General features: G+C 58.1%; 12 protein-coding genes. 5 read left to right on the top strand and 7 right to left on the bottom strand.

Annotated elements, in window-relative coordinates:
- Genes IMCC20628_RS09990 through IMCC20628_RS09970 form a run of 5 tightly spaced genes read right to left on the bottom strand, consistent with a single transcriptional unit; the run spans window position 1 to window position 5,572 of the window.
- A complete protein-coding gene (locus IMCC20628_RS09990; protein WP_047032447.1) occupies window positions 1-1,311 on the bottom strand; it encodes a TRAP transporter large permease in 1,311 nt (436 codons plus the stop codon).
- Between the two features lie 5 nt (window positions 1,312-1,316).
- Window positions 1,317-1,832, bottom strand: coding sequence for a TRAP transporter small permease (locus IMCC20628_RS09985; protein ID WP_047030086.1), 516 nt, complete (start codon window positions 1,830-1,832; stop codon window positions 1,317-1,319).
- Window positions 1,833-1,841: 9 nt separating this feature from the next.
- A complete protein-coding gene (gene dctP, locus IMCC20628_RS09980) occupies window positions 1,842-2,834 on the bottom strand; it encodes a TRAP transporter substrate-binding protein DctP (RefSeq protein WP_082128096.1) in 993 nt (330 codons plus the stop codon).
- 9 nt (window positions 2,835-2,843) lie between these two features.
- Window positions 2,844-4,367, bottom strand: a complete 1,524-nt coding sequence (locus tag IMCC20628_RS09975) for an AMP-binding protein (RefSeq protein WP_052766379.1) — start codon at window positions 4,365-4,367, stop codon at window positions 2,844-2,846.
- Window positions 4,364-5,572 carry a thiolase family protein gene (locus IMCC20628_RS09970; RefSeq protein ID WP_047030085.1) on the bottom strand — a complete coding sequence of 403 codons (1,209 nt, stop codon included), beginning with the start codon at window positions 5,570-5,572 and terminating at the stop codon, window positions 4,364-4,366. The genes IMCC20628_RS09975 and IMCC20628_RS09970 overlap by 4 nt, the downstream gene beginning before the upstream one ends.
- 146 nt (window positions 5,573-5,718) lie before the next feature.
- Here IMCC20628_RS09970 and IMCC20628_RS09965 point away from each other — a divergent pair, with 146 nt between their 5' ends.
- Window positions 5,719-6,501, top strand: coding sequence for a crotonase/enoyl-CoA hydratase family protein (locus IMCC20628_RS09965; RefSeq protein WP_047030084.1), 783 nt, complete (start codon window positions 5,719-5,721; stop codon window positions 6,499-6,501).
- A 298-nt stretch (window positions 6,502-6,799) separates the two neighbouring features.
- Here IMCC20628_RS09965 and IMCC20628_RS09960 read toward each other — a convergent pair whose 3' ends face one another.
- Both IMCC20628_RS09960 and IMCC20628_RS09955 read right to left on the bottom strand, forming a co-directional pair.
- Window positions 6,800-8,161: an ATP-binding protein gene (locus IMCC20628_RS09960; RefSeq protein ID WP_052766377.1), complete on the bottom strand. Its 1,362-nt coding sequence runs from the start codon at window positions 8,159-8,161 to the stop codon at window positions 6,800-6,802.
- Complete coding sequence (locus tag IMCC20628_RS09955) at window positions 8,161-8,886, bottom strand: response regulator transcription factor (protein WP_047030083.1); 726 nt, start codon at window positions 8,884-8,886, stop codon at window positions 8,161-8,163. The genes IMCC20628_RS09960 and IMCC20628_RS09955 overlap by 1 nt, the downstream gene beginning before the upstream one ends.
- 242 nt (window positions 8,887-9,128) lie before the next feature.
- Here IMCC20628_RS09955 and IMCC20628_RS09950 point away from each other — a divergent pair, with 242 nt between their 5' ends.
- The 4 genes from IMCC20628_RS09950 to IMCC20628_RS25410 all read left to right on the top strand — a co-directional run bounded on the left by IMCC20628_RS09950 (window position 9,129) and on the right by IMCC20628_RS25410 (window position 14,192).
- Entirely contained in the window at window positions 9,129-9,671 is a 543-nt protein-coding gene (locus tag IMCC20628_RS09950; RefSeq protein ID WP_197078431.1) for a hypothetical protein, read from the top strand.
- Between the two features lie 185 nt (window positions 9,672-9,856).
- A complete protein-coding gene (locus IMCC20628_RS09945) occupies window positions 9,857-11,092 on the top strand; it encodes an efflux RND transporter periplasmic adaptor subunit (RefSeq protein ID WP_082128094.1) in 1,236 nt (411 codons plus the stop codon).
- On the top strand, window positions 11,089-12,630 hold the full coding sequence (locus tag IMCC20628_RS25415; protein WP_197078430.1) for an efflux RND transporter permease subunit: 1,542 nt from the start codon (window positions 11,089-11,091) through the stop codon (window positions 12,628-12,630). The genes IMCC20628_RS09945 and IMCC20628_RS25415 overlap by 4 nt, the downstream gene beginning before the upstream one ends.
- The gene (locus IMCC20628_RS25410) at window positions 12,630-14,192 is read left to right on the top strand and encodes an efflux RND transporter permease subunit (protein ID WP_197078429.1); all 1,563 of its coding nucleotides are present in this window, start codon (window positions 12,630-12,632) and stop codon (window positions 14,190-14,192) included. The genes IMCC20628_RS25415 and IMCC20628_RS25410 overlap by 1 nt, the downstream gene beginning before the upstream one ends.
- Window positions 14,193-14,250 lie beyond the last annotated feature (58 nt).

The raw sequence follows: 14,250 nt of genomic DNA, 5'->3' as shown, positions 1-14,250 counted from the left end.
TTACATAAATCCTGGGAGCCAAAGTGCAAGGGCGGGAAAGGCGAAGATCAAGAACAGTCCGAAAATCTCGATGCCGATGTAAGGCGTGATGCTGCTCAGGATCTGACGCATTGTCACACCCTCTGGTGCAACTGATTGCATGATGAAAAGGAGAAGCCCAAAGGGTGGCGTGATAAGCCCGACCTCAAGTGCAATCAGCATCATCACGCCGAACCATATCGGATCAACACCTCCGAGATTTATCAGGGGCATGAAGAACGGCAGCGTTATCAGCATGATGCTGATCTGGTCCATCAACATCCCCAGCAACAATGCAACCAGCAGCATCATAAGTACCAGCGTTCCGATCTCAATATCCATTGAGGTCACGACTGCCACGAGCTGTCTGGTCGTGCCGGAAAACGAAAGAATCTGAGAGAATGCGATGGAACCACTGATGATGATAAAGATGGTGGCGGTGGTTGCTGCGGTGCCCGACAGCGCCTTGCTGATAACCTTCCAGCTTAACGAGCGGTAGCAGGCAGCGACCAGAACCGTGGCGATGCTGCCCAGTGCGGCGGATTCAGTTGGAGTCGCAATGCCGCTCAGGATACTGCCAACCACGACGATGACGATGATCATCAACGGCAAAACGTAAATCAGGAATGGACGCCACCGGGCGCGAAACGGTTCGGTCTCTTCTGGTTGTGCAGGCGCCAGATCTGGCCGGAGGCGCGACACGGCAACAATGAAAATGAAGAAGAGTGCGGCCAGTATGATGCCCGGTACAATGCCTGCGAGAAGAAGCTTTGAGATCGAGATCCCTGCAAGGCTTCCGAAAAGGACTGCAAGTGCTGAGGGCGGGATCAGCATGGCAACCCCGCCGATGGCAAGAATGGGCCCGATGCTGAGAAGCGGGTGATAGCCGAGACGCAGCATTTCGGGCAGAAGCACCCTGCCCAAGACCGCAGTGTTGGCGATGCTGGATCCTGACAACGAGGCGAAAACACCTCCACTGACCACAGCCACCAGCGACAGACGACCGGGAACGCCGGCAATCAAGCGCTCGATTGCGTGGATCGCTCGGGTCGCCAAACCGGTATGGAGAAGTATCTCGCCCATAAGGATGAAAAGCGGGATGGGCACAAGTGAAAATGAAGTCACGGCTTCGGTGGTGCTCAACGCGAGCAGGCGCAGGCCTGACTCACCACCTAGGATTAGATACGCACCTGCAAGATTAAGCGCGAGAAATGCGAAAGCTACCGGCACCCCAATTCCCATGAGGACGACCAGCAGACCGCCCATCAGAGAGAGCATGACTTCCCAACCCATTCCGCTCATGTGATTTCTACCTCAGAATTTGTGTTGGCGGTCTCCGAACCGCGGCGGTAGATACGCAGAAGGAACTCGATGACCAGCAAGCTCATCCCCAAGGGAAGGACCGAAAGCACGATCCACTGGGGCACGACCAGGTACTTGAAGAGAAGTGAGCCCTTCGCATATGCATCCAGCGCGGCCTGGGTCGCGTAATAGGCCAGGACGGCACAGGTCAAAGCTGCAAACATGTCGGCGACGGTCAGCATACGAAGGCGAGTGCGAGGCGAGACATGACGGACAAGCACATCGACGCTTATGTGGTCGTGACGGCGAAGCACCCAAGGCGCCCCCAGGAAGCTGACCAGAAGCAGGCCATATTCACACATTTCCAGCGTCCAGCCAAAAGCGGGAAGGCCGAGGTTGCGTACAACAACCTCTGCACCGACCGACAGCGCCAGAAACGCAATCACCAGGCTGGCGGCGAACCCGAAGGCATCGCAGATGCGCCCCATGGCGCTGTCGATCAGTTTTATCATCGCGAGAGCTTACTGGTTATCCTGGTACGTGAGTTCCTTGATCCGCTCACCATTTTCCGGTGAGTTTTTCAGGACCACGTCCCATCCGGCCTTGTCTGCCGCCGTGACAAACGCCTTGCTGTCTTCTTCCGAAAACGTCACCGGTTGAATCCCGGCTTCGTCCTGGATGCTCCGCTGTTCATCGTCGATCTTGTTGCGGTAATCGATAAACCACTGCTCGGTTTCGATCGTGGCGTCTTGCATCATCTTCTGCTGATCTTCGCTCAGACCATTCCAGCTGTTCTCATTGAACAGAACACTGATTTCGGCATTGTAAAAGCCGGGCTCAACCCGATATTTCGTGACTTCGAGCAGTCCAAGATCCTTGATGCCCCACAAAGGCCAAGCGTAGCCATCGACAACGCCTCCTTCCATCGCAGAATAGACTTCAGACCCCTGCATCTGGATGACGTTGACACCCAGAGATTCCATGAATGGCCGATACAAGGGAGTGCCTCTCATATTCCAGCCTTCAAAGCGCGGTTCACTGCTCTCCTTGTCGGTGTAGATATGATACTTGATTCCATCACCGAGTTTTCCGAGGAACACGGCGCCCATCTTTTGGCGGTGGATCTGATCGAGAACATCCATCGCACCGTTCTCGCGAAGTTCGGCGACCGGAATGTTGAACAGCTTGTTGGCGTCAGCCTCAGGGACCAGATTGGTATAGAAGGCGCCCGAGAGATAGGCGATGTCGACCACGCCGCCGGAGACGGCGTCACCGAGCTGAAAAGGGCTGACCGATGAGGGGTCCGCAACAAGCTCGAGTTTGATGTCGGAACCCTTGGCGTTGACGGTTTCAATAAAGTGTTCGAGCGGTCCGTGCCAAACGCCTTGTGGTGGAAGAAACGTTCCTACCCGCAAAACTGTCTCTGCTGAAGCGCTTCCAGGCATCAGGACAGTCATTCCGGCAACTGCACACAACATTGCTTTAAAAGTATTCATGCGTGGGTCCTTTCCCATTTTCAGGCTCTAAGATTTTCCGTTTGCTTGCGCTGCTTCGCGCAAGGCAACCTTGTCGACCTTGCCGATTGGCGTCTTCGGAAGCGCCTCGACGATCTCGACACTGGCTGGCAATTTGTATCGGGTCAGCCGCTGTGCGAGCTGCTCCATGACGGACTGGGTTGAGAGACCGGGCGCAACAATCTGTGCGTGGAGCACTTCCCCCTTGTGCGGGTGAGGGACACCGATAACCGCTGCCTCGAGCACACCTGACACCCCGTACAAGGCTTCTTCAATCTCCCGTGGGTAGACATTGAAGCCGCTCACAATGACCATGTCCTTCTTGCGGTCCCTGATGTTCAGATATCCATCTGTATCAAGGAAGCCGATGTCGCCGGTGTATACCCAGCCATCGCGCAGCGTCTGTGCGGTCTCTTCGGGACGATTGCGATAACCGCGCATCATCTGAGGTCCGCGTGCACGTATTTCGCCGATTTCTCCTGCGGGCAGAACAGTCTCTCCATCCTGAGCATCGACGATCTCGACCTCTGTTTGCGGCAGAATCAACCCGACGGAACCAGCTTTGCGCAGGCCGTCTCGCGGGTTTGCAGCAATAACGGGACCTGTCTCGGTCTGACCAAAGGCCTCGCAGATGACAGATCCGGTCTGCCGTTCCCACTCTGCAAGAGTTTCGGAAGGAAGTGCCGAAGCTCCTGAAAAGCAGAGGCTCAGTCGGGAAAAATCGGTCGTCGTCATGCGTGGATCCGCAAGCAGCCCGTGATAAATGGTCGGACTGCCGGCAAAAAAGGTGATGCCCTCGCGCCCGATTGTCTGCAATGCGATTTCCGTGGTGTAGCGGGGCAAGATAACGAGTGGAGCTGCGGCATAGGCGGCGGAAAACAGACCCATTGAACTTGCATAGACGTGATAGAGCGGCGTCATCACCAGAAGGCGGTCGTCCCGGGTAATCGGCACAAGCATTTGTCGCTGCGAGATGTTCATCGCAGTTGCGCGGTGGGAAATTTCGACACCTTTGGGCTTGCCGGTGGTCCCTCCTGTGTACTGCAGAATCCCCAGTGAATCTGGGTCCGGCAAGGGCAGGCCAGGCGCCATGTCACGGGAAGCGGTTGTCAGTCGCCTTGCTCCGAGCCCGATTGCAATCGCCGGACGCAAACCGAGTTTTTCCACAATATTGGAAATCTTGTCCATCACCTCCGGAGCGGCGAGCACCACATCCGGTCGGCAATCTTCCAGTATCTCGCCAAGCTCGTATTCGGTGTAAAGCGGATTCAAGGCCGACGTCTGCGCTCCTGCTGCCAGCCCTGCGAAAAGCGCAATCGCAAAATCCGCGGAGTTCGGCATGATGATAGCTACACGTCCACCTTGGGCCCCGTGCCCGATGAGCTCGGAGGCAAACTGCGCCACCGCCCCCGCATACTGAGCGTAATCGAGACGTTCGTCATCGCAGACGATGGCTTCCCTTTCCGGATGGAGTCGAGCGGATTCCGCCAGCATGTGGACAACAGATGGAAAGATTTCTGGCATCTGGGTCATTGGGACCGGTCCTCCACCTTGAGGATCACCGCCATGGCGCTGTCGCCGGCCGCACACCCCTGGAACAGTCCGTAACCGCCACCCTTGATCACAAGCTCTTCAATCATTTCAACGATGGAACGGATCCCGGTCGGGGCCTGGGGGTGACCCCAAACAAGTGAGCACCCGTAGTTGTTCATTGAACCAACATCGATGCCAAATGCCTTGGCAAACGCAAGGTCATTGACCGCAAAAGGGTTGTGGGACTTGATGACGGAGATATCCCCAATGTCGAGGCCAGAAGCTTCAAGCGCGGCTCTGGTGGCACCAATCGGAGCAGAGGGCATGAAACCCTTTTCCTCCCGACTTTGTCCAAATGCTATGATCGAGATCCTAATGCCGGCATCTGAAGACAGCTCAATAGCCTTTTCCGGCGTTGTCAGAAGGATTGCCGCGTTTCCATCGGCCGGATGAGTTTGTGCGGCAAATGTGACGGTGCCGCCTTCGATAACCGGCGACAGCGCAGCCATCTTTTCTGCGGATGTGGGATAAATGCCCTCGTCCCCGTCCAGAATGACCGGGGCCTTTTTCCGGCTCCGCCCTGGCACTTCAAAAGGCAAGGTCATGTACCGCTTTTGAAATGCGCGGTCATCCTTGAGAGCATCCTGATATTGCGCATAACGCATGAGTACCAATTCATGCTGCTCTTCCTTCGAGATGCCAAACCGGTTGGCCACATTCTCCGCCGTCTGTATCATGGCGCACCCCGCGAACGGGTCCGCTCCGAAATTGTCGAGGATCCAGTTCTCGTACTCACCCGCGCCACCGGCCGCATCCGGCCGCGGATACACAATATGCGGCCCGTTCGACACGCGATCTGCCGCAATCACCAAAGCGCATTGCGAACGTTGGGCTGCTATTTCATCATTGCCGACGGCAAGAACTCGCGCACCGGTCGCACAGGCCTGGCTGATCGTGGGGCCGGCCACGCCTTCCGCGCCGATCATTCCCATGAGCCATGGCAGTCCGTAGAAACTGCCACGTTGCGGGACAGTCATTCCCAAAACACCAAACTCTATTGCGGCAGCGTCAATACGGCGCTTCATGAGCTCCCGTTTGGCCACCTCAGCCGCCAGTATCAGGCTGTGATGGTTGGCAAGAGCACCCTGCCATCGCGCAAAAGGGCTCGACCAATATGCACCGTAGGGAATTTCAACATCTTGCATCACAACACGCCTTCTTTTACAGTAGCGTAAAATTGGCCACAGGCTCGGTGACTTGTCAAGCAGGGACTCGCGAACTTTTCAAAAGTTCCTGAGTTCCAATATCTTCAACACGCGGAATCAACCGCGATAAAAACAAGTGTGAAAAAGTGAACCATTCCAGCTTTCCCCACTCTTCCCTGATCGGCATTGAAACCAAGGGAGAGGTTGGCGTCATCACATTGAGCCGTCCTGAGAAACGCAATGCGATGAACGAAGAAATGATTACCGTCATCGGAAAGGTTTTTGCCTCTCCTCCTCCTGCCTGGAAAGCTGTATTGATCGAGGCAGAGGGCGATCATTTCAGCGCTGGACTTGATCTCTCTGAGCACAAGAGCCGCTCCCCCGAACAGGTAATGGACATCTCATCTCACTGGCACAGGGCAACCCAGGCTATCATTGATAGCCGAATCCCAGTGGTTTGCGCCCTCAAGGGGTATGTCATCGGCGCCGGATTGGAGTTGGCCACCGCCGCGCATGTCCGGTTTGCCGATCCAGAGGCGGTGTTCTGCCTGCCTGAAGGACGCCGAGGCATCTTTGTCGGCGGGGGAGCGTCCGTCAGGGTAGGCCGCCTGATCGGTACGAGCCGCTTGATCGAGCTGATGTTGTCTGGCCGGGAAGTCGATTGCCGCGAGGCCAACGCCATAGGGCTTTGTCAGAGAGTGTCTGCCCCGGGACGATCGAGCGAAGATGCATTTGAATTCGCCAGGGAAGTCGCAACCAATGCTCCGCTTTCAAACAGGATGATCCTTCTGGCCCTCACCCAGATCGCCGAAATGCCGCCGGCTGGCGGGCTTTTCACAGAATCTCTGGCTGCCGCCTTGACCCAGACCAGCCCCGAGGCGCTTGAACGCATAAACGCATTTTTCAATAAGCCTCGCACCAAACGCTAAGTGGTTTGGTGTCGTTTCCGAATGCTGCCGGTTAACGGTCAAATTTTGGCAAAACCACCGACACCGACTGCGTTTCTTTTGAGCTCGAACGTAGATTCAGCCGGATCAGCAGATGGCGCGAACGCCAAGATATTTTACGATATCGTAGAATAATTTAGAAGAACTAAGTTGGGCTTTGATGGAAGCGAGAAAGGTTCATAAAAAACGTATGTTGGCGGGCTGCAGATTGATGGAACATTTTGCGATTCACATGATCGATCAAGATCAGCGTCCGGCGTTCGTCAATCTCTCATCTGCATCATGTCCGATTGGCCAACGGCAAAGCCACTGTCGCACGTAGTCCTCCGTCAGCACGGTTTTCGAGTGTGACTTGCCCGCCATGCGCGACGATGATTGTTCGTGAGATAGAGAGACCCAGACCGGCACCGCCTGTCTCCAGGCTGCGGCTGTCGTCGCCGCGGGTGAAGGGCTGGAACATCTCGTTCAGGCGGTCGGGCGGAATGCCGGGACCGTTGTCCTCGATGGTGACGATGGCGTGCTTTTTGTCTTGTGCAAGCGTCATCCTTGCCTCATCGCCGTACCGCAAGGCGTTATCGAGAAGATTGCCAATAGCCCGGCCGAGGCTGACGCGACGGCCTGTTATCTGGACATTTTCAGTGACATTGCAGGTCGCTCCGCGATCCTCGCAAAGCTGCCTGAGCAAGCGGGCGAGATCGAGCGGCGCCATCGCTTCGGCATCCTGACCGTCTCTTGCGTAGCTGATAAGGCCGTCGGCCATAACTGTCATCTCTTCAAGCGTGCGGACCATCGCATCGCGCAGCTCATCATCATCAACCATCTCTGCACGGATGCGCAGGCTGGTCATCGGGGTGCGCAGGTCGTGGCCGACGGCGGCGAGCATCCGCATGCGTTCGGCGTCGAATTGCGAGATTTCTGCCTGCATTGCATTAAACGCCCGCGCAGCTTGACGCATTTCCCGTGCTCCTTCTTCGGGCACCCGCGCAGTGCGGTCGCCGCGTCCTGCTGCCTCGGCTGCCTGCGATAGCTGGCTGAGTGGCTGGGTCAGGTGGCGGGCGAGGACGATTGCCACGCCAAGCACCGAAAGCAGCGACAGGGAAAGCACGGTCAGGAATGGTCTGCTGTCGATGCGGCCGGCGCGTGACGGTGCACCGTTGGTGACGACATTGAGCCATTCGGGCTGCCCGTTTCGTGCGCTCAGCGGAATGGTGATGGCAATCACCTGATCTGTATGGGTGGCGCCGTTGCGATCCGCACCGGGCGGAAGCGGCCGGTCGATGATTGCCACGATCACATCCTGTCGGCCCAGGGTTTCGGCGAGCTGGGATGCGATGTACCTGGACCGTGTGCCTGTCGCGGTCTCGGTCAGTAACGGGGCATCTTCCACACGGACGCGGGCAAAGCGTGTTGAAGCATCCCGTGCAATCACCTGCCGAAGCTGGGCGTTGACTGCTTCCATCGCAGGAATCAGTGCTGCGATACGTTCGATTTCGCGTTCCTCCCGGGCCTGCTGATCGAAACTCTGCTGCTGAAACGCCAGCACGGCGAGCGCGATGATGTTGGCGGCAATAATGGCGATCGCCAGCAGGAAGACGAGCCGGCCCGCAAGAGAATCCGGCAGCAGGTGTTTGAGACGGTTCATCAGCCTGCCTCGGTCACATTTGCAACCAACCGGTATCCACCGCCCCATTCGGTCACCAGCAGCCGCGGATTTTTCGGGTCGTCTTCGACTTTTCGGCGCAATCGGCTGATCTGGTTGTCGATGGCGCGGTCATAGGCTTTGGCTTCGCGCCCGGCGGTCAGGTCAAGCAGCGTGGCGCGGGTCAGCACGGTGCGCGGCTGATCGAGAAAAATGGCGAGAAGCCGGTTTTCGGCGGTGGTCAGGTCGATGCTCCGGCCGTCTTCATGGGCAAGTTTCATGACGTCCGGATCGTGGGTCCAGTCAGCGAACCGGCGCTTACTGCTGGGAGGCGGCGCTGCTTCCGGCGGTGCACGGCGCAGAACCGCCCGTGCCCGCGCCAGCAGTTCGCGCGGGTTGAAGGGTTTGATCAGGTAATCGTCAGCGCCCAGTTCGAGGCCGACGATGCGGTCGGTTTCGTCCGCCATGGCGGTCAACAGCAATACGGGCGGACCGTTGTGCGCGACCAGCCACCGGCACAGGCACAGGCTCAACCCGTCCTCACCGGGCATCATGATGTCAAGCACGACCAGATGGATGGAAGCTTCCGCCAGGATTTCGCGCGCCTCGCTGGCATGTGCCGCAAGCCGTGTCCGGAATCCCTGTTTGCGCAGATACTGACCGAGCGGCTCGCGAATGTCGCGGGCATCGTCAACGATCAGGATTTGCGGTGCGATCGGGTCTGTCATGAGGTCTCTCCTTGGTCGCGCTCGGCGTCCATATTTCCCTTAGTAGCATTCTTTTCCCCGGGACAATCAACCAGCGAACAGGCCGTTTTGCGGTTGATTTGTCGCAAGATGTATCAGCCAGATGCCTTGCGACAAATGACGACAAAGCGGCATTGGCGCTGACACACTTTTCGGCGCAATAGCCCCTAAGTCTGTTTCACCAGGGCGATGCACGCCTCATGGAAATCTCGAAAGGATACGACATGAACAACTCCAAACTCCTCCCCGTCGGCCTTGTGGCAATCATGGCCGTTGTGTCCGGTTACACGGTCGCCAGCGCACAAACCGCGATGGACACAGAAGTGCAGGCACCCAAGGTCATGAACGTTGATTTCCGCGGTCATGGTGGCAAGCACGGAAAACGCGGCGGTCGCGGGATGATGCACCAGATCCTTCAGAAGGTTGACGCAGACGGCGACGGCGCTGTCACCCAGGCTGAAATCGATGCGTTCCGCTCGGCACTGGTGAGCGAGGCTGATGCCTCGGGTGATGGCAATATCTCGATCGCCGAATTCGAAACGATCTATCTTCAGATGGTACGCAACAAGATGGTCGATGCCTTCCAGCGTCTCGATGAAGATGGTGACGGCATGGTGACACAGGCCGAAATGGACGAGAAGTTCGGCAATGTTGTCGAGCGGATGGACCGCAATGACGACGGCAAGCTGGACCGTGGCGACCGGCGCGGAGGTGACCGCAAGGGACATGGCCGCGATGGTGAGCGCCGTGGCGACCGTCGCGGCTGACGTTGACATGGCGAGGGCATTCAAGCCCTCGCCTCACTCTGTTGTGACCAAAGACAGACTACGTAGTCGGTCTGCTGGCTCTCCCCGTTGCCGCGGCGCCCAGGCACCATTATTTCGATCACGACATATCTTTGCGCCGCAAGACCACACACAGCGATGATGATGAACAGATTAGGAATTTATAGATGCGCAGGCTTGTCACATTGATTGTCTCGGCGGCGATACTTGCCGGAGCATATTTCATTGCATTCGGCGTTCCCGCATCTCTCGGAGTTTCGTCGGAAACCCAGACCGCAGGCGGACAGCGGGAAGGCAGGGCCGACAAGAGTACGTCACCGGCAGGTCGCGCTGGCGGGCCACGTGGTGCGAATACGACAACGGTGGTTCTGACCCCGCTGCAAATGCAGCCCTATGAAGACATCTTGCGCGCGGTTGGCAGCGCCGACGCAGTGCGCAGTGCCAGCGTGATTTCCAATGTTTCGTGCGATGTGATCGAGACCAACCTTTCCGCCAACAAGGAAGTGTCGGCCGGCGACGTGCTGGTGCAACTCGATGCCCGCACCGAAATGTACAATCTCGAAATCGCCCAGGCCGAACTTGAACAGGCCCGTGACAAGGTGTTGCGCTACGAGCGGCTGCTCGCATCCGGAAATTCTTCGATAACCGATGTTGCCCTTGCCGAAGCGCGTGTTGCGCAGCGGCTGGCCGAGGCGAATTTCGGCCTTGCCCGAGTGGCATTGGATGACCGTACCATCAAGGCCCCGATTTCAGGCAAGCTGGGTTTGAGCGATGTCGAGATCGGGGACACCTTGTCTGCCGGTAGTTCCATTGTGACCATCGACGATGCCGAGGCTTTGCTGGTGGTGTTTGAACTGCCTGAACGCTCGGTCGGTCTGCTGGAAAAGGGCCAGAAGGTCCTGACAAGTACCCCGACCTATACCGGTCAAGTGTTCGAAGGAGAGATCGTATCCTTCGACAGCCGCATCGACAGTGTCACACGCAGCGTTGCAGTTCATGCGCGGATTGACAATTCCGACGCGCGGCTGTGGCCGGGAATGAGTTTTGCCGTGCGCATTGTCCACGAGAGCGAGCCATTGTCGGTGTTGCCTTCAACCGCGATAACCTGGTCGCGCAGCGGATCGAGCGTCTGGATTGATAACAACGGAGTTGCCGAACAGGTGGCAGCCGCCATCCTGTATCGCCGTGACGACCAGGTGTGGATTGAAGCGGACATTGTCCCGGGTGCGATGGTGGTAACCGAGGGGGCGCAGAAACTGCGGGCCGGCTCTCTCATTGTAGCGGCAAACGGCGCTGATGGCGATCCGGATGGTAGCAAACAGGATACTGGGCCGGCGCGCTCTGAACTGAAGCTTGGTCAGGCCGAACCGCAACAGCCCATCTCGACGGAGAAGCCTATATGAGCGGGGAAAAGCCGCAAGGCCGCAAGTCAGGCGTGGCTGACCTTTTCGTTGCCCGCCCGATTTTCGGTGTTGTCATCAATCTGCTGATCCTGATTGCTGGTCTGGCAGCGCTTGTCTCGGTGGATGTGCGCGAGATGCCGGATGTCGATCAGCCGGTGCTTTCGATCCGCACCACCTATGAAGGTGCCGTTCCCGGCACTGTTGACCAGGAAGTAACGCAGGTTCTGGAGGATGCGCTGAGTGCGCTTGATGGCGTATCCTATATCGAATCGAGCTCCAGCACTGGCGAAAGCCGGATCACCATCGATCTTTCGGAAGGGACCGACGTTGATATCGCCGCAAACGAGGCGCGCGAGATCGTGTCATCAACGCAGCGGGCACTGCCCGATAATATCGAAAATCCGGTGGTCTCGAAGAGTGACAGCAACGCCGACGCGATCATTCGCCTGGCCGTGCTGGGCGATGCCACATTCGACGAACTGACCACCCTGGCCGAGGGGGTGATCTATGACCGGCTCTCGGTTATCGACGGCATTGCCGAGGTTTCGGTTCGCGGCAACCGGGGCAATGAATTCCGCGTTACGCTCGACATTCCCTCGCTGCTCAATCGCGGGCTGACGGTTTCCGATGTTTCGACCGCGCTGCTGGCGTTGCGTGACGACACTCCGCTGGGCTCACTTGAGGCAACATCCCAAACCATCGCCTTGCGTGTCGGTAATGCCGAAGTGACTGCCGACAGCGTTGGCCAGGTGCCGATCAACGTCACCACCCGTGTCTCAGACATCGCCTTTGTCCAGCTGGTTCCTGAGGACAGCGATGTATTTGCCCGCGTCAATGGCCAGTCCGCCATCGGGCTGGATATCAGCCGTCAATCGGTCGGCAACACTCTAGAAATTTCCAAGGCGGTGAGCGCTGCCGTCGAAGAACTGCGCAAGGAATTGCCCGACGGGGTGGACATCGTCATCACCTCCGATGATGGCGTGTTCATCGAAGGGTCAATCGATGAGGTGGTCAAATCCATCGGTCTGGCGGCCGTGATCGTAGTCGCCGTGATTTTCGCATTCCTGCGCTCTGCCAGTGCAACACTGATCCCTGCGGTGACAATTCCCGTTGCCCTGGTGGGCACCGTCGCGGCAATCTGGCTGACTGGGTTTTCGGTCAACACCATCAGCCTGCTGGCGCTGGTTCTGGCCACGGGCATGGTCGTCGATGACACGATCGTCGTCATCGAGAACATCGTGCGAAAGCGCCAGCAGGGCATGGGGGCCTTCGCCGCCGCTGCCGCCGGCACCAACGAGGTGTTCTTTGCCGTGATTTCGACGACAGCGACGCTGGCTGCCGTCTTTATTCCGATCTCGTTCTTGCCCGGTCAGGCAGGAGGCGTGTTCAGTGAATTTGGTTTCGTTCTGGCCTTCGCTGTTACCCTGTCATCGATTTCTGCCTTGACGCTGGCGCCGGTGATGGCTGCGTTTCTCGATCCCGGCCGGGCAGGGGCAAAGCCGGGCCGGACCGGCTGTCCCGCGCGTTCGACTTCGTGATGGATCGGGCCATTCGCGCGCCGCTGATCGTGATTGCCGTTGCGTGCGGCTTTGCCATTATTGCTGCCGGCTCGGCGGCTACCCTGTCTTCTTCCATCACGCCCAACGAGGATCGCGGCTTTTTCCTGGTGCAGGCGCGTGGCGCTCCCGACACCACGCCTGAATATCTCGATGGCCAAGTTGCCATGGTCGAGGACATTCTGACCCCTTACCGTGAAAGCGGTGAGGTGACTGCGGTGCAAAGCATCATCGGCGTCGGTGGTGGCACCAGTGCCTTCATCATCGTGCGGCTCCTCGACTGGAATGACCGCGACCGGAGCCAACAGGATATCATCGCCGAGTTCAGCGGTGAGTTGTCCAAGGTCCCCGGGGTTCAGGTCAGTGCGCGCTCGACCAACAGTCTCAACATACGCGGTGCGGGAAGGGGACTGCAGTTCGCGGTGACCGGCACCGATGTCACCGCCATGACTGATGCGGCTGATGTGCTGGTCGCGGCAATGGCTGAAGACAGCATGTTCCTCAATCCGCAACTGTCCAGCGACAATGTTCAGGCCCAGTACGAGGTGCGGGTGAACGGCGTTGTGGCAGGCATGTTCGGGCTGAGCGAAGCCGAAATCACCCAAACCATCAGCTCGATGGTGCAGGGAAAAGTGGCTGTCACCGTTTTTAAGGACGATACAGAAATCGACGTCAACGTGGTGCCGGGTGGCCCTCCGATCAATGATCCTTCCGACCTCGAATCCATCTTTCTGCGTCTGCCTGATGGCGCCTATATCCCGCTGTCGGCTGCCGCGACGCTTGAGCCGGTGGTCAGCCAATCCCAAATCGAGCGCCAGGGCGGATCGCTGGCTGTGTCGGTCCAGGCCAATCTCGGCCAGGGTGTCGATCTCGGCGATGCCATGACACGGCTGAACGAGATTTCTGCGGAGACACTGCCCGGCGGCATGGGGGTTACCTTTACAGGCGAGGCGGCGTCGCTGTCGGACAGTCAGGCAGGCATGTACATGGTGTTTGGCGTGGCCTTCGTGGTTGTGTTCCTGGTGCTGGCCGCGCAGTTTGAGAGCATTGCCAGCGCCGTCGTCATCATGCTGACGGTGCCGTTTGGTCTTGCGGCTGCGTTGATGGCGATTTCGCTCAGCGGCGGGTCGTTGAACTACTACAGCCAGATCGGGCTGGTCATGCTGATTGGGGTGATGGCCAAGAACGGTATCCTGATTGTCGAATTCGCGAACCAGCTGCGCGAGGCGGGACAGGACATAGACAGCGCGATCCGCGATGCGTTGCGGCTGCGCATAAGGCCGGTGATGATGACCATGTTGTCGACCGTGTTTGGCGGGTTGCCGCTGATCCTGACATCAGGTGCGGGTGCCGAGGCGCGGATCGCGGTCGGCTGGGTCATCGTTGGTGGACTGGGATTTGCAACCGTTTTCACGCTTTTTCTGACGCCGGTGTTCTACCGCTGGATTGCAGTCTGGGGTGCCGAACCCGGCATGGCATCCCGACGCCTGAGACGTGAAAACGCCACAGCCTCGGAGGCCGAAGCTTACGAAAGCATGGTTTGATCCGTGTACGGCAAATTCATTCGGAAAAACAGATCATGGGTCGCAACCAATGGAGGTG

Origin of the sequence: Hoeflea sp. IMCC20628, assembly GCF_001011155.1 — a bacterium.
GTDB lineage: Bacteria > Pseudomonadota > Alphaproteobacteria > Rhizobiales > Rhizobiaceae > Hoeflea.
This window is presented reverse-complemented; position numbering and strand designations above follow the sequence as displayed.